Source organism: Vibrio sp. IB15 (genome assembly GCF_016406055.1).
Classification (GTDB): Bacteria; Pseudomonadota; Gammaproteobacteria; order Enterobacterales; family Vibrionaceae; genus Vibrio; species Vibrio chagasii.
Window position 1 is genome coordinate 1 of sequence record NZ_JAEFCE010000010.1, and the last position, 19,725, is coordinate 19,725.

Annotated in this window: 18 protein-coding genes; all 18 read left to right on the plus strand. The window is 46.0% G+C overall.

What is annotated here, in order from left to right; all coding sequences use genetic code 11:
• Nucleotides 1-113, plus strand: a 113-nt coding sequence (locus JC606_RS05285; RefSeq protein ID WP_259397661.1) for a flagellin, incomplete at its 5' end; no start/stop codon positions are given.
• 911 nt (nucleotides 114-1,024) lie between these two features.
• Nucleotides 1,025-2,155 (plus strand): flagellin, encoded by a 1,131-nt coding sequence (locus JC606_RS05290; protein ID WP_008218254.1) that lies wholly within the window; start codon nucleotides 1,025-1,027, stop codon nucleotides 2,153-2,155.
• An 80-nt stretch (nucleotides 2,156-2,235) separates the two neighbouring features.
• On the plus strand, nucleotides 2,236-2,661 hold the full coding sequence (flaG, locus tag JC606_RS05295) for a flagellar protein FlaG (RefSeq protein ID WP_137407286.1): 426 nt from the start codon (nucleotides 2,236-2,238) through the stop codon (nucleotides 2,659-2,661).
• A gap of 22 nt (nucleotides 2,662-2,683) precedes the next feature.
• Nucleotides 2,684-4,711 carry a flagellar filament capping protein FliD gene (gene fliD / locus JC606_RS05300; RefSeq protein WP_198778174.1) on the plus strand — a complete coding sequence of 676 codons (2,028 nt, stop codon included), beginning with the start codon at nucleotides 2,684-2,686 and terminating at the stop codon, nucleotides 4,709-4,711.
• A 3-nt stretch (nucleotides 4,712-4,714) separates the two neighbouring features.
• Entirely contained in the window at nucleotides 4,715-5,020 is a 306-nt protein-coding gene (locus tag JC606_RS05305) for a flagellar protein FliT (protein ID WP_004739828.1), read from the plus strand.
• A gap of 12 nt (nucleotides 5,021-5,032) precedes the next feature.
• On the plus strand, nucleotides 5,033-5,443 hold the full coding sequence (fliS, locus tag JC606_RS05310; RefSeq protein WP_008218262.1) for a flagellar export chaperone FliS: 411 nt from the start codon (nucleotides 5,033-5,035) through the stop codon (nucleotides 5,441-5,443).
• Nucleotides 5,444-5,671: 228 nt separating this feature from the next.
• On the plus strand, nucleotides 5,672-7,138 hold the full coding sequence (locus tag JC606_RS05315; protein ID WP_198778175.1) for a sigma-54 dependent transcriptional regulator: 1,467 nt from the start codon (nucleotides 5,672-5,674) through the stop codon (nucleotides 7,136-7,138).
• Between the two features lie 184 nt (nucleotides 7,139-7,322).
• The gene (locus tag JC606_RS05320) at nucleotides 7,323-8,363 is read left to right on the plus strand and encodes a sensor histidine kinase (RefSeq protein WP_198778176.1); all 1,041 of its coding nucleotides are present in this window, start codon (nucleotides 7,323-7,325) and stop codon (nucleotides 8,361-8,363) included.
• A 33-nt stretch (nucleotides 8,364-8,396) separates the two neighbouring features.
• On the plus strand, nucleotides 8,397-9,806 hold the full coding sequence (locus JC606_RS05325) for a sigma-54-dependent transcriptional regulator (RefSeq protein ID WP_137407290.1): 1,410 nt from the start codon (nucleotides 8,397-8,399) through the stop codon (nucleotides 9,804-9,806).
• A 133-nt stretch (nucleotides 9,807-9,939) separates the two neighbouring features.
• Nucleotides 9,940-10,251: a flagellar hook-basal body complex protein FliE gene (gene fliE / locus JC606_RS05330; protein ID WP_137407291.1), complete on the plus strand. Its 312-nt coding sequence runs from the start codon at nucleotides 9,940-9,942 to the stop codon at nucleotides 10,249-10,251.
• Nucleotides 10,252-10,267: 16 nt separating this feature from the next.
• Nucleotides 10,268-12,010 carry a flagellar basal-body MS-ring/collar protein FliF gene (gene fliF, locus JC606_RS05335; RefSeq protein WP_102423452.1) on the plus strand — a complete coding sequence of 581 codons (1,743 nt, stop codon included), beginning with the start codon at nucleotides 10,268-10,270 and terminating at the stop codon, nucleotides 12,008-12,010.
• A complete protein-coding gene (gene fliG / locus JC606_RS05340; RefSeq protein ID WP_004739838.1) occupies nucleotides 12,003-13,064 on the plus strand; it encodes a flagellar motor switch protein FliG in 1,062 nt (353 codons plus the stop codon). The genes fliF and fliG overlap by 8 nt, the downstream gene beginning before the upstream one ends.
• Before the next feature lie 125 nt (nucleotides 13,065-13,189).
• Nucleotides 13,190-13,990, plus strand: a complete 801-nt coding sequence (gene fliH / locus JC606_RS05345; RefSeq protein ID WP_004739840.1) for a flagellar assembly protein FliH — start codon at nucleotides 13,190-13,192, stop codon at nucleotides 13,988-13,990.
• The gene (gene fliI / locus JC606_RS05350) at nucleotides 13,990-15,309 is read left to right on the plus strand and encodes a flagellar protein export ATPase FliI (protein ID WP_061033695.1); all 1,320 of its coding nucleotides are present in this window, start codon (nucleotides 13,990-13,992) and stop codon (nucleotides 15,307-15,309) included. Before fliH ends, fliI begins: the two co-directional genes overlap by 1 nt.
• A gap of 19 nt (nucleotides 15,310-15,328) precedes the next feature.
• The gene (gene fliJ / locus JC606_RS05355; protein WP_008218280.1) at nucleotides 15,329-15,766 is read left to right on the plus strand and encodes a flagellar export protein FliJ; all 438 of its coding nucleotides are present in this window, start codon (nucleotides 15,329-15,331) and stop codon (nucleotides 15,764-15,766) included.
• Nucleotides 15,767-15,946: 180 nt separating this feature from the next.
• Nucleotides 15,947-18,076, plus strand: coding sequence for a flagellar hook-length control protein FliK (locus tag JC606_RS05360; protein WP_198778177.1), 2,130 nt, complete (start codon nucleotides 15,947-15,949; stop codon nucleotides 18,074-18,076).
• A 90-nt stretch (nucleotides 18,077-18,166) separates the two neighbouring features.
• Nucleotides 18,167-18,655, plus strand: a complete 489-nt coding sequence (gene fliL, locus JC606_RS05365) for a flagellar basal body-associated protein FliL (RefSeq protein WP_004739848.1) — start codon at nucleotides 18,167-18,169, stop codon at nucleotides 18,653-18,655.
• A 7-nt stretch (nucleotides 18,656-18,662) separates the two neighbouring features.
• Nucleotides 18,663-19,706, plus strand: a complete 1,044-nt coding sequence (fliM, locus tag JC606_RS05370) for a flagellar motor switch protein FliM (protein ID WP_004739850.1) — start codon at nucleotides 18,663-18,665, stop codon at nucleotides 19,704-19,706.
• Nucleotides 19,707-19,725: the final 19 nt, after the last annotated feature.

Below are 19,725 nucleotides of genomic sequence, written 5' to 3' on the forward strand. Positions count from 1 at the left end.
TCGCGAAAGAAACGACTCAGATGACTAAGTCTCAGATCCTTTCTCAAGCTTCAAGCTCGATTCTTGCTCAAGCGAAGCAAGCGCCGAACTCGGCACTTAGCCTATTAGGTTAATCGATTAAAAAGCCACGTTGACTATAAGCGTCGTTGAGACAAAGCGTTGACGTAAGGCCTCCACAAATTAGCTCGTGGTGAGAGATGAGCGCTAAACAAACCCAGCTTCGGCTGGGTTTTTGCTTTTCTGCGGTTTGTAAAAGTGTATGGGGGTATGCCTAATTTGGATCGTGGATGATAAGCGAGATTCCCTATCACGGTCGTCCCTCCCTGTAGGGAATGACGGGAATCGGACGATGATGATCCCAGCATTTCTTTATTAGCAATACACATGGCTAGAGTAAGTAACGACTCATTTAGAACAAATATTTTATCGTCATTCCAGAACCGAGTGGAGTGAGAAAGCAGAAATCTAGCTTTTAGAGGAGGTGATTTTTTAGTTTTGGTTTACCACTATCAGAAATGAAGAGCTATCTGTAAGTCGGTGAGGTAATTAGCCGTCATTCCAGAACTGAGTAGAACGAGGTATCAGGAATCTAGTTTTTTGAGGAAGTGATTTCTTTAGTTTTTGTTTGCCACTATAAGAAATATTGGGTTACCTAGGGAATAAGTTGTTCAAAGGACTAAAACAGTAATTCGTCATCCCAGAATCGAGTAGAACGAGATATCAGGGATCTCTTCTGATTTTATATTCAACACCACGCTCATTAACTTAAATAACGGGGCAACTTTAGCGAATGTCGCCCTATTAATTGAATGGCGATCACACTTTTCTTTGTTATTGAAAATAATGCGAAAAAAAACACATTTTTTATTAAAGCTTCTAATTAAGGCGCCGTTAAAGGGATTGAGAGAAATGATATGTACCAATGTAAGGTGAGAGAGACAGTGGTGCGTAAACAAATTGATATGTATTTGTGTGAGGTGAGAGTCACATGAGTGCATTAAAAAATGCCTAAAGGAGATCAACTATGGCGATTAATGTAAGCACTAACGTGTCTGCAATGACGGCTCAGCGTTACCTAAATAACGCGGCTGAAGGTACTCAAAAATCAATGGAGCGTTTGTCTTCTGGCTATAAAATCAATAGCGCAAAAGATGATGCTGCAGGCTTACAAATCTCTAACCGCTTAACGTCACAAAGCCGCGGCCTAGATATGGCTGTGAAAAATGCGAATGACGGTATCTCTATTGCACAGACAGCTGAAGGTGCGATGAATGAGTCAACCAACATTCTGCAACGTATGCGTGACCTTTCTCTTCAATCTGCAAACGGTTCAAACAGCAAGTCTGAGCGTGTTGCTATCCAAGAAGAAGTATCTGCTCTTAACACAGAACTTAACCGTATCGCTGAAACAACCTCTTTTGGTGGTAACAAGCTTCTAAACGGTACTTACGGTAGCCAATCTTTCCAAATCGGTGCTGACTCAGGTGAAGCGGTAATGCTATCTATGGGCAACATGCGTACCGACACTCAAGAAATGGGTGGTAAGAGCTACGGTGTTACTGAAGGTAAAGATGCATCTTGGCGTGTAGGCGCTGGCGCTGATCTGACTATCAAATACAACGATAAGTTTGGCGAAGCTCAAGAGCTATCTATCTCTGCTAAAGAAGGCAACGATATCGAAGAGCTAGCAACTTACATCAACGGTCAAAGCCAAGACGTTAAAGCGTCTGTAGGTGAAGGCGGTAAATTACAACTTTTCGCTTCTAGCCAAAAAGTTGAAGGTGATGTGGAGTTTGGTGGCAGCCTTGCAAGTGAGCTAGGTATTGGCGCAGGTAAAGATGTAACCGTAAACGACATCGACGTAACATCAGTTGCGGGTGCAAACGAAGCGGTATCTATCATCGATGGCGCTCTAAAATCTGTAGATAGCCAACGTGCATCTCTTGGTGCTTTCCAAAACCGTTTTGACCATGCAATCAGCAACTTAGAAAACATCAACGAAAACGTTAATGCTTCTAAGAGCCGTATCAAAGATACCGATTACGCGAAAGAAACAACGGCAATGACGAAGTCTCAAATCCTACAACAGGCGAGTACTTCTATCCTAGCTCAAGCAAAACAATCACCATCAGCAGCTCTAAGCTTATTGGGCTAAACTTACCTCGGTAAGTAGCGGTAAACTCCGCTTTATGTGGAGTTTTACTGTTGGCTCATGAAGGAGGGAGGGAGAGTGTTATGGAAATACCATCTAACGCATCGAACATCCAGCCTTATGGCTCACCTAATGGCATTAAAATTGCAAGCGATGAAGGTAGTAGTGCGTCGAGTATTTCACGCCTGAAAGAAGCAACCTCTTATAGCAAGGTAGAGAAATCGAAAGAAGAAGCTACCGAAGCTGCGATTCAATTAGCTCAAGAGAGAAAAGAGTTGAATGATGAAGAGCGAGTCAAAATGGTGGAGAAGGTAAACGAGTTTATCTCCTCTCTCAATAAGGGGGTTGCCTTTAAGGTCGATGAAGAATCGGGAAGGGATGTGGTGACTATTTATGAAACCACAACCGGCGATATTATTCGTCAGATACCTGATGAAGAAATGCTTGAAATTCTAAGACGCCTAGCAGCCCAAAACTCGAATAGTAGAATATTTGAGGTGAAGGTCTAAGTCGTATTATTGAGGTGGTTTAATGAGTTTTGGCCCAATGGGGATTTCGTCTGGCATGGATATCAATTCCATGGTCAGCAAAATTGTGGATTCGGAGCGTGTACCTAAACAGCAACGAATCGACAATGAAAGAGCGCGAATCGATACCAGCATTAGTGCCTATGGAAGACTCAGAGAATCTCTCGATTCGATGAAAAACCTGATGACAAACTTTCGTCAGGAAAAAGCTTTCGCTGTACGTACAGTAGAAAGTACTGATGAAGAGCTTGTTTCTGCAACCGCGACTACTGAAGCGATCGCTGGCAAATATGCCATCGATGTGTTGCAGCTTGCCCAGAGTCATAAAGTAGCGTCAGATGTTCTATCTGATGACATGAAATTTGGCCCAGGTAAGCTGCAGGTTTCGCTTGGTGATGATAGCTTTGATGTGCAAGTTGGCGACAGATCAAAGCTAATCGATGTTGTTCGCAGCATAAACGGTGCAGATAGAAACCCAGGCGTTCGTGCATCTATTATCAATGATGTCGAAGGCCCAAGACTTATCGTCGCCTCCAACCAATCGGGTGCCGATCAACAGATCAGTATCAGTGTCGACTCTGATGCGTCTAACCCTCTCAAAAAACTCGAATACAAAACCTTTGAAGAACGTGTTGAAGCGCTAGAGAAAGCTCGTATTGCCGCTCAAGACGTACTTGGTCTCACACCTGCTGGAAAAGCCGTTAATCTTATCGATGAGGCTATCTCTGATGATGATCCGAAAGCTGATCAAGCTGTCGACGAAGACGGCAATATCATTCCAGGTTCTCAAGCGGGCTCAACGTCTCCTGCAGAAGATGGCTCTCAAAGCCTTAGCTACGGTGAACAAGCCGCTGCAGATGGTCAAGCTGCCTTAGACGCCGCTCAAGCGGCAAAATCTGTCATGCCTGAAGACAATATCCCAGGTTGGACGGAAACCGCTTCTGGCACGCTTTTAGATTCTTATTACACACCAGAACTTGAGCTTGACGAAAAAGCCATCGAGAAAGCGCCTGATGTTCCTGGTTGGTCGAACACGGCCTCTGGTACCTTAACTGATTCATATGTGACACCGAAAGAAGCCCAGCAAAAGCTTGAGGCAGAACAAGCACGTATCGAAGAAAAGATCGCTCAAGAAAAAGCGGATCTGGCCAAGAAAGTAGAAAACGGTGAATTGACCGCAGAGCAAGCGAAAAATATCGAGCGTGCCAAATTAGAGCCTGAAGAGCGAGAGCGCTTAGAGAAAGTCGATAAGGCACAAGCTGATTTGGCGCTTGCTCAGCAATCTTTTGATAGTTACAGCGGCATGACCGAAGTTCAAGCTGGCCAAGACTCAATGGTCGTTCTGGATGGTGTCGCTCAGCTCTCTAGCAATAACAACGTGATTGAAGATGCTGTTGAAGGCATTGATATTACGGTGAAAGGAAAGACGCCAAAAGATAAGCCGCCGGCAGAAATTGGTGTTGAGTACGACCGTAATAGTGTTCGCCAAGACATTGAAGCCTTTGTGAATTCTTACAACCAGTTTTACCAAGTGTCTAAAAACTTGGCGGGTGTTGATCCTGCGACCGGACAAAAAGGCCCGCTTTCTGGTGATAGTACGGTTCGCAACGCCGACTCACGATTGAAAGGGGTATTCTCTTCAAGCATCGAAGGGGCACCTGAAAACCTCAAGTCTTTAACTGAGTTTGGTATCACGACCACCAGACAAGGCTCATTAGAGATCAACTACGACATGTTGGACCGACAGCTAAACAATAACTTTGATAAGCTGGGCGAGTTCTTTGGCGGCAATAATGGCTTTGCTAAAAAGGTCGAAGATGCGATTCAGGGTATCACTGGTATTACGGGCTCAATCCGTACTCGAGAAAAGAGCCTGGTTGAGCAAAACTACCGTTTAGCGGACGACCAAAACGCCTTAGACCGCCGAATGGATAGTCTTGAAAGTCGTACTCACTCTAAGTTCACCGCCATGCAAGATGCAACCAGTAAGATGCAGTCTCAGCTTGGCAGCATGATGAATGCGTTGGGTTAATAGATGACCAGTCAGCTTCAAGAGCTTTGTGAACTAGATCAATTAATTATCTCTAAACTCGAATTTAGCGAAATTAATGCTGAAGAAATAGCGACGCTTGTCGATAACAGAGAACAGTTATTGCAAAACGTGCTTCAATTCATCGATTCACACCCTGACGTTAAGCAAAGTTCGGAGTGGTTTGAAGCCATTTCGAGAACACGAAAATTAGTCGAATTGATGCAGTCTGAAACTGGCCGGGTAGGGAAAACCCTGCACAAGTACCGACATGGTGCCAAGTCAGTTCAACAATACAAAAAGTTTTTATAGAAGAGGTTTACTATGCGCGGTTCTTTACAGGCATATAAAAAGGTATCAGTGGATAGTCAGCTAACGGCTGCCTCACCGCATAAGATTGTGCAAATGCTAATGGCTGGCGCTATCGAGCGTTTGATCCAAGGTAAAGCGGCAATGCAAGCGGGCAATATACCGGTGAAAGGTGAGCGACTAGGTAAGGCTCTAGACATCATTATTAGCCTACGCAGCTGTCTTTCTATGGACGATGGTGGTGATATTGCGAAAAACCTAGATCAACTTTATGAGTTCATGATCACGCAAATTTCTGCGGCAAATCACAAAAATGACCCTCAGCCTATTGATGATGTTATCGATATTATTCGCGAAATTAAGAGCGCTTGGGACCAAATTCCGAATGAATATCACAACTTGACGTCTGCTGAAGTCGGTATTTAAAGAAAAATTGCTGTTTTAGCCAACCTTAGATCCGCTAATTGGTTGGTTGCCTTATTTTTTTAATCAAATAAAATAGAAGCCATTAGATAGCCTAATGGCTTTTTTCGTTGCTGATTTCATAAATTTGTCCTCGTAAACCATAATCACAGATAGAATTCTAAATTTTATGGATTACGTTGCTCACCGTTTTTCCGCATCGCACCAAAATAAAGGCAATAATTCCTACTTATGCAAGGTTTGGCAAAACTGCTTGTCGTCGACGATAACGCTCAAGATCGTCACAATTTAAGCACAATATTAGAGTTTGTAGGAGAGAGCTGCGAAGTTATCAGCTCTGAACAAGCGCGCAAAGTCGACTGGTCACTACAGTGGGCTGGTTGCATTATCGGCTCAATAAAAGGTAAAGGCTTCAACGCATTACTGAATGACAAGCTTATTCACGCGAATCACATCCCTCTGCTTGTGATTGGCAAAAACAACCATCCTGTTGACGAGCTCACCAATTTTGTTGGCGAACTCGAGCTGCCCCTAAACTACCCCCAGTTAAGCGACGCATTAAGGCACTGTAAAGATTTCCTAGGTCGCAAAGGGGTTCAAGTTGTCTCTTCAGCGCGCAAGAACACACTGTTTCGCAGCCTAGTGGGTCAAAGTGCTGGTATTCAAGAAGTTCGTCACCTAATTGAACAAGTCTCCTCTACCGAAGCCAACGTACTGATTCTTGGTGAATCTGGTACCGGCAAAGAGGTGGTTGCACGTAACATTCATTACCATTCAAAGCGCCGCTCTGGCCCGTTTGTTCCAGTCAACTGTGGCGCAATCCCACCAGATTTGCTTGAGAGTGAACTGTTTGGCCATGAGAAGGGCGCATTTACTGGTGCGATTACTGCACGTAAAGGCCGCTTTGAATTGGCTGAAGGTGGTACATTGTTTCTTGATGAGATTGGCGATATGCCAATGGCTATGCAAGTTAAGCTATTACGTGTACTACAAGAGCGCTGTTTTGAACGCGTAGGTGGTAATTGTACTATTCAGGCGAACGTTCGAGTGATTGCGGCTACACACCGTAACCTTGAAGATATGATCGACGATGATTCATTCCGTGAAGATCTTTATTACCGCTTGAATGTGTTCCCGATTGAAATGCCGGCCTTACAAGAGCGTAAAGAAGATATCCCTCTTTTACTTCAGGAGCTTATGACGAGAATGGAAGCGGAAGGTAGTTTGCCTATCTGCTTTACGCCTCGAGCGATTAATTCTTTGATGGAACACGATTGGCCAGGTAACGTACGTGAATTGGCGAACTTAGTGGAGCGCATGGTTATTCTTTATCCGAATAGCTTAGTGGACGTAAACCACCTGCCAACTAAGTATCGATACAGTGATATCCCTGAATTCCAACCAGAGTTTAATAGCTTTGTGTCTGAGGAAGAGCAAGAGCGTGACGCTTTGGCTGACTTGTTCTCGGAAGATTTCAGCTTCGATCAGCAAGATGATATGACTGACAACGCGAATGCACCTCAGGAATTACCACCAGAAGGGGTTAACCTGAAAGAGCTGCTCGCTGATATGGAAGTGAATATGATCAATCAAGCCTTGGAAGCGCAGGGCGGTATTGTTGCTCGAGCGGCAGACATGTTAGGCATGCGCAGAACCACTCTGGTTGAGAAAATGCGTAAATACAATTTGCAGCGTTAGTGTTCTGCTTTTCGAGAAACGGAAAAACAAACACTAAATTTTTAGCTAATCGTTCACTTTAGCTAAGCGATAAGATAAACCATAGTCGAGTTGTTGCTTGCTTAACTATGTGATAAATATAGCAAATAGCCTGACTCGTTTTGTGCGTGTCAGGCTGTTTTAGTATTTGAGGCAAATTTTTGACATGCACGTATCTAACGAACCAGAAAATCAATCACACCTAGATTCAGTTGAACAACAGGTTGAGCGCTATAAGCAAGTGCTCGATGTTATGCCTGCTGGTGTCATCTTGTTAGATACCCATGGTGAAGTAAGAGAAGCAAACCCCGAAGCGCACCGTATTCTTGGCGTCGAGTTGGTTGGAGAGAAGTGGTTTTCTGTTATCCAAAGTGCTTTTGATCCCAAAGACGATGATGGTCACGAGATCTCATTAAAGAACGGTCGAAAGGTACGTTTGGCGATTTCTGCTTCGACTACGGGTCAGCTGATTTTGATTACCGATCTGACCGAGACGCGTTTGCTGCAATCACGAGTTAGTGATCTCCAGCGTCTGTCGTCATTAGGTAGAATGGTGGCGTCACTTGCTCATCAGGTTCGTACACCGCTCTCTAGTGCAATGTTGTATGCGTCAAACCTTGCCGCTCCGAATCTACCATCGGCAACGAAGACACGTTTTCAATCTAAGCTTATGGATAGACTTCATGACTTAGAGAAGCAAGTTAATGACATGCTGCTGTTTGCTAAGGGCGGCGATAATAAGGTGGTGAAACCTTTTACTGTGGCTGAGTTGATCACAGAATTTCAGCCAATGGTCGAAGCGGCGTTGAAATCGAACCAAATTGATTACTGCCAAGAAGTGGAAGGCGAACAGACTCAAATGTTCGGCAATGCCAACGCGATTGCCTCTGCTTTAAGCAATCTAGTTTTGAACGCGGTTCAAATTGCCGGCAAAGAATCACAGATAGATGTATTTTTTAGGCCGGTAAACGGCGAGCTTAAGATATCAGTACAAGACAGTGGTCCCGGCGTACCTAAAGAGCTTCAAGGTAAAATCATGGAACCATTCTTTACCACTCGCTCGCAAGGGACAGGCTTAGGCTTGGCGGTTGTACAAATGGTATGTCGAGCACATGAAGGTCGACTGGAATTGATATCAGAAGAAGGTGATGGCGCATGCTTTACCATGTGCTTGCCACTAGAAAGAAGCGCTTCTATTGAAGGCTAATAAGTTTTAACTGAATTTACACTGGAGAATCCTATGGCTCAAAGCAAAGTGTTAATCGTCGAAGATGATGAAGGTCTACGCGAGGCCCTTGTCGATACACTCGCGCTTGCTGGCTATGAATGGCTAGAAGCAGATTGCGCAGAAGATGCTCTGGTCAAACTAAAAGCGAACTCCGTTGATATCGTTGTCTCTGACGTTCAGATGGCAGGCATGGGCGGCTTAGCGCTGTTAAGAAACATCAAGCAGCACTGGCCAAATCTCCCTGTATTGTTGATGACAGCTTATGCCAACATCGAAGACGCCGTCGCTGCAATGAAAGAGGGCGCTATCGACTATATGGCAAAGCCATTTGCGCCGGAAGTACTGCTAAACATGGTGAGCCGTTATGCTCCCGTAAAATCGGACGACAATGGTGATGCCATCGTTGCCGATGAAAAAAGCATTAAGCTAATGATGCTGGCCGATAAAGTGGCAAAAACGGACGCCAATGTCATGGTTTTGGGCCCGAGCGGCTCTGGTAAAGAGGTGATGTCGCGTTACATCCATAACGCCTCAAACCGTAAAGATGGTCCGTTCGTCGCGATTAACTGTGCGGCAATTCCTGACAATATGTTGGAAGCGACTCTATTTGGATATGAGAAAGGTGCATTTACTGGCGCTATTCAGGCGTGTCCGGGTAAGTTTGAACAAGCTCAAGGCGGTACAATTTTACTCGATGAGATCAGTGAAATGGACCTCGGCTTACAAGCTAAGTTACTGCGTGTGCTGCAAGAGCGTGAAGTTGAGCGTTTAGGTAGCCGTAAGAGCATTAAACTCGATGTTCGTGTACTCGCCACCAGTAACCGAGACCTCAAGCAGTATGTATCTGAGGGTAATTTCCGTGAAGACTTGTACTACCGTTTGAATGTTTTCCCAATCTCTTGGCCTCCACTGTGTGAACGTAAAGGTGATATTGAGCCTTTGGCGAAGCACTTGGTTGAGCGCCACTGTACCAAACTGGGTATGCCAGTTCCGGTTATGTCACCTCAATCGATCAGAAAACTCGTCAATTATCCGTGGCCGGGTAATGTGCGTGAACTTGATAATGTCGTGCAGCGTGCGTTGATTCTGAGCGAAGAAGAAAAAATTTCTGGTGAGCATATCCTACTTGAAGGGGTGGATTGGCAAGACGCCAGCGGCCTACAGCAGATTGTGGAAGGTAGCGATGTGGCAACGCCAGATATCAAGCCTATTGCGGAAGCAAACCCAATCAACAAAATCGCTTCAAGCAGTGAAGGTCTGGGGAATGAGCTTAGAGATCAAGAGTATGCGATCATCCTTGAAACTTTGATCGCATGTAACGGCCGACGTAAAGATATGGCTGAGAAACTAGGTATTAGCCCTCGCACATTGCGCTATAAGTTAGCAAAAATGCGCGATGCTGGAATAGATATCCCAAACTAAGCACAGATTAGTAGTGTCAGCTTTCTGACTAGTGTAATACGATATCTAGTCGTTTTTAGGTATGGCACGCTAATTGCTCTGTCAATAATACAGCAAAATAGATAGTCATAAATTTGACTCCTTGAGGTAGTAAATGAGAATAGATGGTTTACAAGGCGAAATGCAGGCAATGATGGTTGAAGCTGCGAGCGCGCGTCCTGCTGCGACAGGGCAAACGGTCGGTGCAGACTTCGGCAACATGCTGACGAAAGCCATCAACAATGTGAACTCATTGCAAAAGACCTCAGGGGATCTACAAACTCGTTTTGATAGCGGTGACCAAAGTGTGTCGCTGTCTGATGTGATGATTGCTCGTAATAAATCTAGTGTGGCCTTTGAAGCGACAATCCAAATTAGAAATAAGTTGGTTGAGTCATACAAAGAGCTGATGAATATGCCGGTATAAGTTGGGTAGTTAAGTAGTGGCAGATAATAGTCAAACAACAGATTTAACCGTGAGCGATGGTAACGACCACGCACTCATTGCGGGTGCTGAGCTGGACGGAGAAGGGCAAAATCCGGATCTAGGTGAACGTAGTTCATCTAAATTTGATATGGCCGTAGGTGACCTCGATTTACTTCGTCAGGTCGTCTTAGTGCTGTCTATCTCAATCTGTGTCGCGCTTATTGTGATGCTGTTTTTCTGGGTTAAAGAGCCAGAAATGCGTCCATTAGGGGCTTATGAAACAGAAGAGTTGATCCCTGTTCTGGATTACTTAGATCAGCAAAAGATCGAGTACTCGCTTGAGGGTAATACCATCTCGGTGCCAGCAAGTGAATATAACTCCTTGAAGCTTAATATGGTTCGCGCTGGTTTGAACCAAGAGCGAAACGCAGGTGATGACATCCTCATGCAAGACATGGGTTTTGGTGTATCACAACGTTTAGAGCAAGAACGCCTCAAATTAAGCCGCGAAAGACAGCTTGCGAAAGCCATTGAGCAGATGAAGCAGGTGCGTAAAGCGCAGGTTTTATTGGCGCTGCCGAAGCAAAGTGTTTTTGTTCGTCATAATCAAGAAGCCTCTGCCTCTGTATTTCTAACCCTCAAAACGGGTACTAACCTTAAGCAGCAAGAGGTTGACTCTGTTGTCGATATGGTGGCGAGTGCCGTTCCGGGAATGAAAACGTCGCGTATTACCGTGACTGATCAACATGGCCGACTGCTGAGCTCCGGCTCTCAAGACCCTATGTCAGCGGCGCGTCGTAAAGAGCACGAGCTAGAGCGTAATCAAGAGCAAGCACTGCGTGAGAAAATTGACTCTATCCTTATTCCTATTCTTGGATTTGGAAACTACACAGCTCAAGTTGATATTCAGCTCGACTTTAGTGCGGTAGAACAAACCAGAAAACGTTTTGATCCTAACACGCCGGCAACGCGAAGCGAATACACCTTAGAAGATTACAATAACGGCAATACTGTCGCTGGTATTCCTGGGGCGCTGAGTAACCAACCTCCATCAGATGCGTCTATCCCTCAAGATGTCGCTCAGATGAAAGATGGCGCCATGACTGGGCAGGGCTCGGTTCACAAAGAAGCAACGCGAAACTTCGAATTAGATACCACCATCAGTCACGAACGTAAGCAGACTGGAACGGTGAACCGTCAAACAGTATCGGTAGCGATTAAAGACCGTCAATCCATCAACCCAGATACGGGTGAAGTGGTGCACACGCCAATCCCAGCTAGCGAAATCAACGCGATTCGCCAAGTGCTGATTGGTACGGTCGGTTTTGATGAAAGCCGCGGTGACTTATTGAATGTATTAAGCATGCAATTCGCACCACAAATCACAGATGTGGTTCCTGATGTGCCAATCTGGGAGCACCCTAACTTTAATGATTGGGTACGTTGGTTTGCGAGCGCGTTGGTTATTATTGTTGTGGTGTTAGTTCTTGTTCGCCCTGCGATGAAGAAACTGCTTAACCCAGCCGCAGACAATGATGACCAAATGTACGGCCCAGACGGCATGCCAATTGGTGCCGATGGCGAGACCAGCCTAATTGGTGGTGACATTGAAGGCGGCGAGCTGTTTGAATTTGGTTCAAGCATTGACTTACCGAACCTTCATAAAGATGAAGACGTGCTGAAAGCAGTACGTGCACTTGTAGCGAATGAACCAGAGCTAGCAGCTCAAGTAGTTAAGAATTGGATGGCAGATGGCTAACGAAATTGTTCCACAACAAGCTGAAGGCGGTGAAGTGCTTGATGTCTCAAGTGTGGATATCGGCTCTATCTCAGGCGATGAGCGCGCTGCGATCTTATTGCTAAGTTTGAACGAAGAAGACGCGGCCGGCATTATTCGCCACCTAGAACCTAAGCAGGTTCAACGTGTGGGTAGTGCAATGGCGCGAGCTACAGATTTGTCTCAAGAAAAAGTAGGCGCAGTGCACCGTGCTTTCTTAGATGATATTCAGAAGTACACCAACATCGGTATGGGCAGTGAAGACTTCATGCGTAATGCACTGGTGGCTGCTCTGGGTGAAGACAAGGCCAACAACCTTGTTGACCAAATCCTTCTGGGAACCGGCTCAAAAGGCTTGGATTCTCTTAAGTGGATGGATCCTCGTCAGGTGGCAAGTATCATCATCAACGAGCACCCGCAGATTCAAACCATCGTGTTGTCTTACCTAGAAGCCGATCAGTCTGCTGAGATTTTGTCCCAGTTCCCTGAGCGTGTACGTCTAGATTTGATGATGCGTATTGCTAACCTTGAAGAAGTTCAACCTTCGGCGCTTGCTGAGCTGAACGAAATCATGGAGAAACAGTTCGCGGGTCAAGCTGGTGCGCAAGCGGCCAAAATTGGCGGCCTGAAAGCAGCGGCAGAGATCATGAACTACATGGACAACAACGTAGAAGGTGTCTTGATGGATCAAATCCGCGATCAAGACGAAGACATGGCAACGCAGATTCAAGATCTTATGTTTGTCTTTGAAAACCTTATTGAAGTGGATGACCAAGGCGTTCAGAAACTGCTACGTGACGTACCACAAGACGTTCTACAGAAAGCACTTAAAGGTGCTGATGAAGGCCTGCGTGAGAAGATCTTCAAGAACATGTCTAAACGTGCTGCCGATATGATGAGAGACGATATTGAGGCGATGCCGCCAGTGAAAGTCTCTGACGTAGAAGCGGCTCAGAAAGAAATTTTGGGTATTGCGAGGAAGATGGCAGACAGTGGCGAGATTATGCTGTCTGGTGGCGCCGACGAGTTCCTTTAATACAGAAACCTCAAAAGCCCCACACCGTTGGGGCTTTTCTTTATCCAACCTCGAACCACAGATTAATTACAGTTTAACTGCCTGAATTTGAAAGCAGTTGGACTCACTCAGAAATAGGTACTGATATGTCAGGTGATAGAAAACGCGGCTTCCTTCGCCCTGAAGAAGATAATACGGTTGCCCAACCTCAGAAATGGGGGCTACCTGATTACACCTCTGATGTGAGTAAACAAGCCAAAGAAACGGCATTTAACTACGATCCGGGTTGGATGCCAACGGTTGAAGAAGCGATCGAAGAAGAAGAGCTGATTCTGACCGAAGAACAAATCGAACTGATCAAGCAAGGCGCTTATCAAGAAGGTTTGCATCAAGGTCAGGAAGCTGGCTTCAAGCAAGGTTACGAAAAAGGCAAAGAAGAAGGTTTTGCCGCGGGCCATGCCGAAGGTAATGAAGCAGGTAAGCTCGAAGGCGTTACCGCTGGTCAAGAGTACATTCAACAACAAGTCGCTATCTTTATGGGGCTCGCAAACCAGTTTGCTCAACCTTTGGAGCTGATGAACGCTCAGGTTGAAAAGCAGCTGGTGGATATGGTGCTGACCATGGTTAAAGAGGTGGTGCACGTTGAAGTTCAGACTAATCCACAAATCATCCTAGATACCGTGAAAGAATCAGTCGAATCGCTGCCGATCTCTGGCCACGCTATTACCTTGAAGCTTAACCCGGAAGACGTCACGATCATTCGCTCTGCGTATGGGGATACGGAACTGGATTGTCGCAATTGGACATTAGTTTCAGAACCAGCACTTAACCGTGGCGATGTACAGATTGAAGCGGGTGAATCGAGTGTGAATTATCGAATGGAAGAGCGTGTGAAGAACGTTATCCAGAGCTTCTGTGGTGCTAATCGTCATCAAGGTCATGCGTAATGCTTGAGTTAGCAAATCGTCTCAGCCAATACAAAGTCGAAGGGCTAAAATCACGTCCCGTTGCTTCTGGTAAGTTGGTGCGGGTAGTCGGACTAACCCTTGAAGCAACCGGCTGCAAAGCGCCGATCGGCAGTCTGTGTTTAGTTGAAACCATGTCTGGTCAGATGGAAGCTGAAGTCGTTGGCTTCTCTGGTGATAACCTATTTCTGATGCCGAGTGAACAAATCACAGGGATCTTACCTGGTGCTCGTGTCACCCCTATGACCTCTGAAAGTGGTATTCCGGTGGGTATGGAACTGCTTGGCCGTGTTATCGACGGTGTGGGCAACCCATTGGATGGGCTTGGTCCTATCTATACTGAGCAACGCGCATCATTCAGTGCCGAACCGATTAACCCTTTGGCTCGTAAGCCAATTTCTGAACCACTTGATGTTGGTTTGAAAGCAATTAACGGTTTGTTGACGGTAGGTAAAGGGCAACGTATCGGTCTGTTCGCAGGTTCTGGTGTTGGTAAATCCGTAACACTAGGTATGATGACTCGAGGTACCACAGCGCAAGTGGTTGTGGTGGGCTTGATTGGTGAGCGTGGACGCGAAGTAAAAGAGTTTATCGAAGAGATTCTTGGTGAAGACGGCCGTAAGCGATCGGTTGTAGTTGCTGCGCCTGCCGATTCATCACCATTGATGCGACTGAAAGGCTGTCAAACGGCGCTAACGGTGGCGGAATATTTCCGTGACCAAGGTTTAGATGTCCTGCTCTTGATGGACTCACTGACCCGTTTTGCACAGGCTCAGCGTGAAATCGCACTATCTGTTGGCGAGCCGCCAGCAACCAAAGGTTATCCGCCATCGGTATTTGCTAAGTTACCAGCGCTGGTTGAACGTGCGGGTAACGGCAATGATGAGCAAGGCTCGATCACGGCTTTTTTTACAGTATTAACCGAAGGCGATGATCTACAAGACCCAATCGCCGATGCCTCACGGGCGATCCTCGATGGCCACGTTGTGTTGTCGCGTGAAATGGCAGATGCGGGTCATTATCCTGCGATTGATGTTGAGAAATCTGTCAGCCGTGTAATGCCTCAAATCACCACCGAAGAACATGTGTTGATGTCGAAAGCCGTAAGACAAGTGCTTTCTATCTGCCGTAAGAACCAAGACTTGGTGTCGATTGGTGCTTACAAGCCGGGGACCGATCCCGCGATTGATAGCGCCTTCACCTTGAAGCCGAAGTTAGATGAGTACTTGCAGCAGAAGATGAAAGAAACAGTGCCATACGACATGTGCGTCAACATGTTGAAACATGTACTGGGTGGCTAACAGGTGATTAAGGTTAGTCATGGATAACGCATTAGAGTTTCTTCTCGACCAAGCAAAAGACCAAGAAAACCAAGCGGTATTAGCGCTCAACAAAGCGAATGCGGAGCTGCAAGGTTATTACGAACAGGTTGCGCAGATTGAAAAGTATCGACTGGATTATTGTCAGCAACTTGTTGATAGAGGCAAGGCAGGGCTAACTGCCAGTCAATATGGGCATTTGAATCGCTTCTTAACTCAATTGGATGAAACGCTTTCTAAACAGCGAGAAGCGGAGCATCACTTTAAAAATCAGGTCGATAACTGCCAAAACTACTGGATGGAACTGCGGAAGAAACGTAAATCCTATGAGTGGTTGATGGAGAAGAAGCAGAAAGAGAAAGCCAAACTGCAGGATCAAAGAGAACAAAAGCAGATGGATGAGTTTTCGACTTTGCTTTATAGCCGTAAGAAGATGTGATCCCGAGCCATGAATCCTACTGGCGCTGTTCACATGGTGATTAGCCGAGTTTTCTAGGCATGTTTCTTGCTCTGTTTTATATAAAATTGCGCCTTGTGCCTGGCAAAGGTATGAAAAGCATCCGACTTTCTTTTTGTTGCCTGTTTATGGTGGCAAAGCTAGTAGATAGAGCTTGTATATATGAACGTTAGTCCTTCTTCAAATTCAGCGACCAACACAACGTCTTCGTTGTTGGACACCGGTTCTGCCGCTTCAAAGGTAGAGGAAACCGGCGACTCAAAAGGTTTCTTTGAATCTTTCAAAGAAGCTATTGGCTTTGAAGAAAGTGGCAATAAAAAAGCTGAGGTGAAAGGCACAGAAAGTGCTGAGAAATCTGATGCTAAGCAAGCGGCTAAGGAAGGTGAAGCATCAGCTGAAGTGAAGACACCTGACTCTACAGATGAAGTGAGTAAGGCGAAAAGCGAGCAAGTGGCTTCAGAAGTCGAGGGCGAGAAAACCACTGTAGAGGCTGTGTCCAGCTCAGAGCCACAGCTCAAAGCAAATTCAACCGATGATGCAGCTATCGCTAACAAGGCGGATGGGAAAGATGAGTCGGTTAAGAGCAACGACTCTATAGAACCGGTAGCGCAACCTAAAGGCCAAGCTTCATCAGCGGTAGACGAATCGACTCAAGCATCGCAAGCGGCGGCTGCGATGAATGAAGGAAACAAGTTATTAGGTCAGTTGGATGAGGCAAATAAAACGCTGAATCAGACTCCAAACGGCAAAGCCTTGCCACAACAGTCTCAGTTAGAACAGGCTCCGTTCGATAAAGCTCAAGGTAATACTCCAGGAGCTTCTGTTGCAGGCTTATCTGCTGCAGGTGAAGTGGGTAAGCAACTCCAGCAAACTCACTCAGCGAATCAAGGTAGCGCGCTAGAAGTGGACTCTGAAATTGCTGTGCTGACTGGCGGGAAAGGCGTTTCCCAATTAACAGATGATGAAATTCGTCAGTTGATGGATAAAGGCGTTACTCCAGAGCAGATTGAAGCAAGCATGAGCCGAGATCTCAGCCAGAAAAATGCGGCACAAGCAGAAGTTGCAGGACAAAGCCAAGCACTGTCTCCAGCAGATATTGAGTTGGCAAAACAGGTAGATGCACACACCAAAGCACTCAATCAACTGAATGCTCAGATTGAGTCAAAACAGTCTGTTGTTAATGGTCTACTGCAGAAGCAGCAAAGTGGCGCAAGTTTGACAACAGATGAACAAGCGATGCTGGCTAAAACGACCGCTGAGTTAGACGTTTTGGATAAACAACTCGTAAACGTTCAGCAACAAGCAACGGCTTTATTGAGCCAAGCTCCGGGCGCAAACAATGCCTCTGCTGAGCCTGTTGCGATTGATTGGGATAATACAGATTCAAATGAAGCCAAAGCTTTAGCAGCGGCAGCTTCAACAGCAGCGGTTGCGACAGCTGCGCAGCAAACTACGGCACAAGCTGCAGCGCAATCTGCAAGTCATTCGGCTACCACTCATGCAGCGACGGATAAAGCAGCAATGTTGCACGCTAATAATACGCATGTAGCCCAACAGGCAGCTGCTCAACAAGCTAATGTCACAGCACAACAGCCACAAGCTGCGTTGGATCCGGCGTTAACCGCGCAAGGTGTGGCGCTGAATGCAGCACCCGCCGCGACAAAAGCGGGTTCAACAGATATGTTACTTAAGGCCGGTGCAGGAGCAGCTGCTCTTTCCGGTCTTGGCAAAGCCGGAACTAAGGAAGATTCGAAAGACACCACATTTGCTCAGCAGATCGCTTCTGCGGCTGGCGTGCAAGGCGGAGCGAACGCAGGTTCGGCACCAACACGAGCCGAGATTCAAGCCGCTCAACAGGCACCGTTGCAGCTGACTAAAGAGCTAGCAAACGCACAGGTCGCTGAAAAAGTACAAATGATGATGTCTAAAAACCTTAAGAACTTAGACATTCGACTCGACCCACCAGAGTTGGGTCAGATGAAGATCCGTATGACTATGAACAATGACGTGGCGAACGTGCATTTTACGGTGAACAGCCAACAGGCGAGGGATGTAATTGAACAAACCTTACCTAGATTGAGAGAGATGCTTGCTCAACAGGGTATGCAGCTTGCCGATTCATCCGTTCAACAGCAAAGTTCAGGTCAGGGGCAAGACAGATACAACAGTGGTGAGCAACAAACAGGCTCTAACCGCACAAATGATACCCAAGGTGATGAAAACCTTGATAGTGGCAGCAATCTTGAATTGAATGTCGCATCAAAGCGTGATGGAATTAGTTATTATGCCTAATATCAGGCTGAGCGCATTTAATTGATAGATAGAACCAGCTGATAGAAAGAACCGTCAGTTAATCGAAAGAACAGGAAGTTAGAGTAAAGTATGGCAGAAGTACAAGATGCACCTAAAGGAAAGAGTAAGCTCCTTATTATCATTATAGCGGTCGTTGTTTTACTGCTTGGTATCGGTGGTGCGCTGTTCTTTTTCTTAGGCTCCGATGATAGTGCCTCAGAATCTCAGTCTCAGCCAGCAACAGCTGTGGTTGCAGCAGAGCCTGTTATGTATGTGAATATTCCTCAGCCCTTCTTGTTCAATGTAACAGGTGATAAAAAAGATCGCCTAGTTCAGATAAAGGCACAGCTGATGGTGCGTGGTAGCAAGAATGAAGACCTGGCGCGTTACCACTCTCCACTAGTAGAGAGCACATTGCTCGCAACGTTCGCTTCGGCAACGGTTGACCAACTTCGCTCACCAACAGGGCGAGTGGAACTGCGTGATAAAGCGACAGAAGATATTAAAGCAAGTCTGGCTCAAGCTGTTGGCCAGCCTGTGATTGAAAAAGTGTTATTCACTGACTTCGTAATTCAATAGGTAATTTGTGACCGATTTATTAAGCCAAGACGAAATTGATGCGCTGTTACACGGCGTTGACGATGTTGAAGAAGTTGAAGATGTCTTAGAGACCGACAATGACAGTGCGGTCAATTTTGACTTCTCCTCTCAAGATCGAATCGTCCGTGGTCGAATGCCGACCCTTGAACTTATTAACGAGCGTTTCGCACGTCATATGCGAATTAGCTTATTTAATATGTTGCGTAAAACGGCTGAAGTGTCGATTAACGGCGTACAGATGATGAAATTTGGTGAGTACCAAAACACCCTGTACGTACCAACCAGTTTAAACATGGTGCGTTTCCGTCCGCTTAAAGGTACGGCGCTGATCACCATGGAAGCTCGTCTTGTTTTCATTCTTGTTGAAAACTTCTTTGGTGGTGATGGTCGCTTCCACGCCAAGATTGAAGGCCGTGAGTTTACGCCAACGGAAAGACGTATTATCCAGCTGCTGCTGAAGATTGTATTCGAAGATTACAAAGAAGCTTGGTCACCAGTAATGGGGGTTGAGTTTGAATACTTGGATTCTGAAGTGAACCCGAGTATGGCGAACATTGTGAGTCCAACCGAAGTGATCGTTGTGAGCTCATTCCATATTGAAGTGGATGGCGGCGGTGGTGACTTCCACGTAGTCATGCCTTACTCCATGGTTGAGCCGATCCGTGAACTGCTTGATGCGGGCGTTCAATCAGACAAAATGGAAACCGATGTTCGTTGGAGCACGGCACTGCGTGATGAAATCATGGATGTGCCTGTTAACTTCCGCGTTAACCTTCTAGAGCAAGATATCTCACTACGTGACTTAATGGAGCTGCGCCCTGGTGATGTCATTCCAATGAACATGCCTGAGCACGCGACCATGTTCGTAGAAGAGTTACCGACCTACCGTGTAAAAATGGGGCGCTCGGGTGAAAAACTCGCGGTACAGATTTCTGAAAAAATTCAAAGACCTCATGTGGTCAAAACTGATCTCGCTTTCCTAGGCAAAGACTTAATGTCTGAACTAGAAAACAGCGATGATAACGAATAGCAAAATAGATAAAAGTATA

Bases quoted from the DNA above. Each gene is read 5' to 3' on its own strand.
- JC606_RS05290 (WP_008218254.1), top strand. From the start codon at position 1,025: ATGGCGATTAATGTAAGCACTAACGTGTCTGCAATGACGGCTCAGCGT.
- flaG (WP_137407286.1), top strand. From the start codon at position 2,236: ATGGAAATACCATCTAACGCATCGAACATCCAGCCTTATGGCTCACCT.
- fliD (WP_198778174.1), top strand. From the start codon at position 2,684: ATGAGTTTTGGCCCAATGGGGATTTCGTCTGGCATGGATATCAATTCC.
- JC606_RS05305 (WP_004739828.1), top strand. From the start codon at position 4,715: ATGACCAGTCAGCTTCAAGAGCTTTGTGAACTAGATCAATTAATTATC.
- fliS (WP_008218262.1), top strand. From the start codon at position 5,033: ATGCGCGGTTCTTTACAGGCATATAAAAAGGTATCAGTGGATAGTCAG.
- JC606_RS05315 (WP_198778175.1), top strand. From the start codon at position 5,672: ATGCAAGGTTTGGCAAAACTGCTTGTCGTCGACGATAACGCTCAAGAT.
- JC606_RS05320 (WP_198778176.1), top strand. From the start codon at position 7,323: ATGCACGTATCTAACGAACCAGAAAATCAATCACACCTAGATTCAGTT.
- JC606_RS05325 (WP_137407290.1), top strand. From the start codon at position 8,397: ATGGCTCAAAGCAAAGTGTTAATCGTCGAAGATGATGAAGGTCTACGC.
- fliE (WP_137407291.1), top strand. From the start codon at position 9,940: ATGAGAATAGATGGTTTACAAGGCGAAATGCAGGCAATGATGGTTGAA.
- fliG (WP_004739838.1), top strand. From the start codon at position 12,003: ATGGCTAACGAAATTGTTCCACAACAAGCTGAAGGCGGTGAAGTGCTT.
- fliH (WP_004739840.1), top strand. From the start codon at position 13,190: ATGTCAGGTGATAGAAAACGCGGCTTCCTTCGCCCTGAAGAAGATAAT.
- fliI (WP_061033695.1), top strand. From the start codon at position 13,990: ATGCTTGAGTTAGCAAATCGTCTCAGCCAATACAAAGTCGAAGGGCTA.
- fliJ (WP_008218280.1), top strand. From the start codon at position 15,329: ATGGATAACGCATTAGAGTTTCTTCTCGACCAAGCAAAAGACCAAGAA.
- JC606_RS05360 (WP_198778177.1), top strand. From the start codon at position 15,947: ATGAACGTTAGTCCTTCTTCAAATTCAGCGACCAACACAACGTCTTCG.
- fliL (WP_004739848.1), top strand. From the start codon at position 18,167: ATGGCAGAAGTACAAGATGCACCTAAAGGAAAGAGTAAGCTCCTTATT.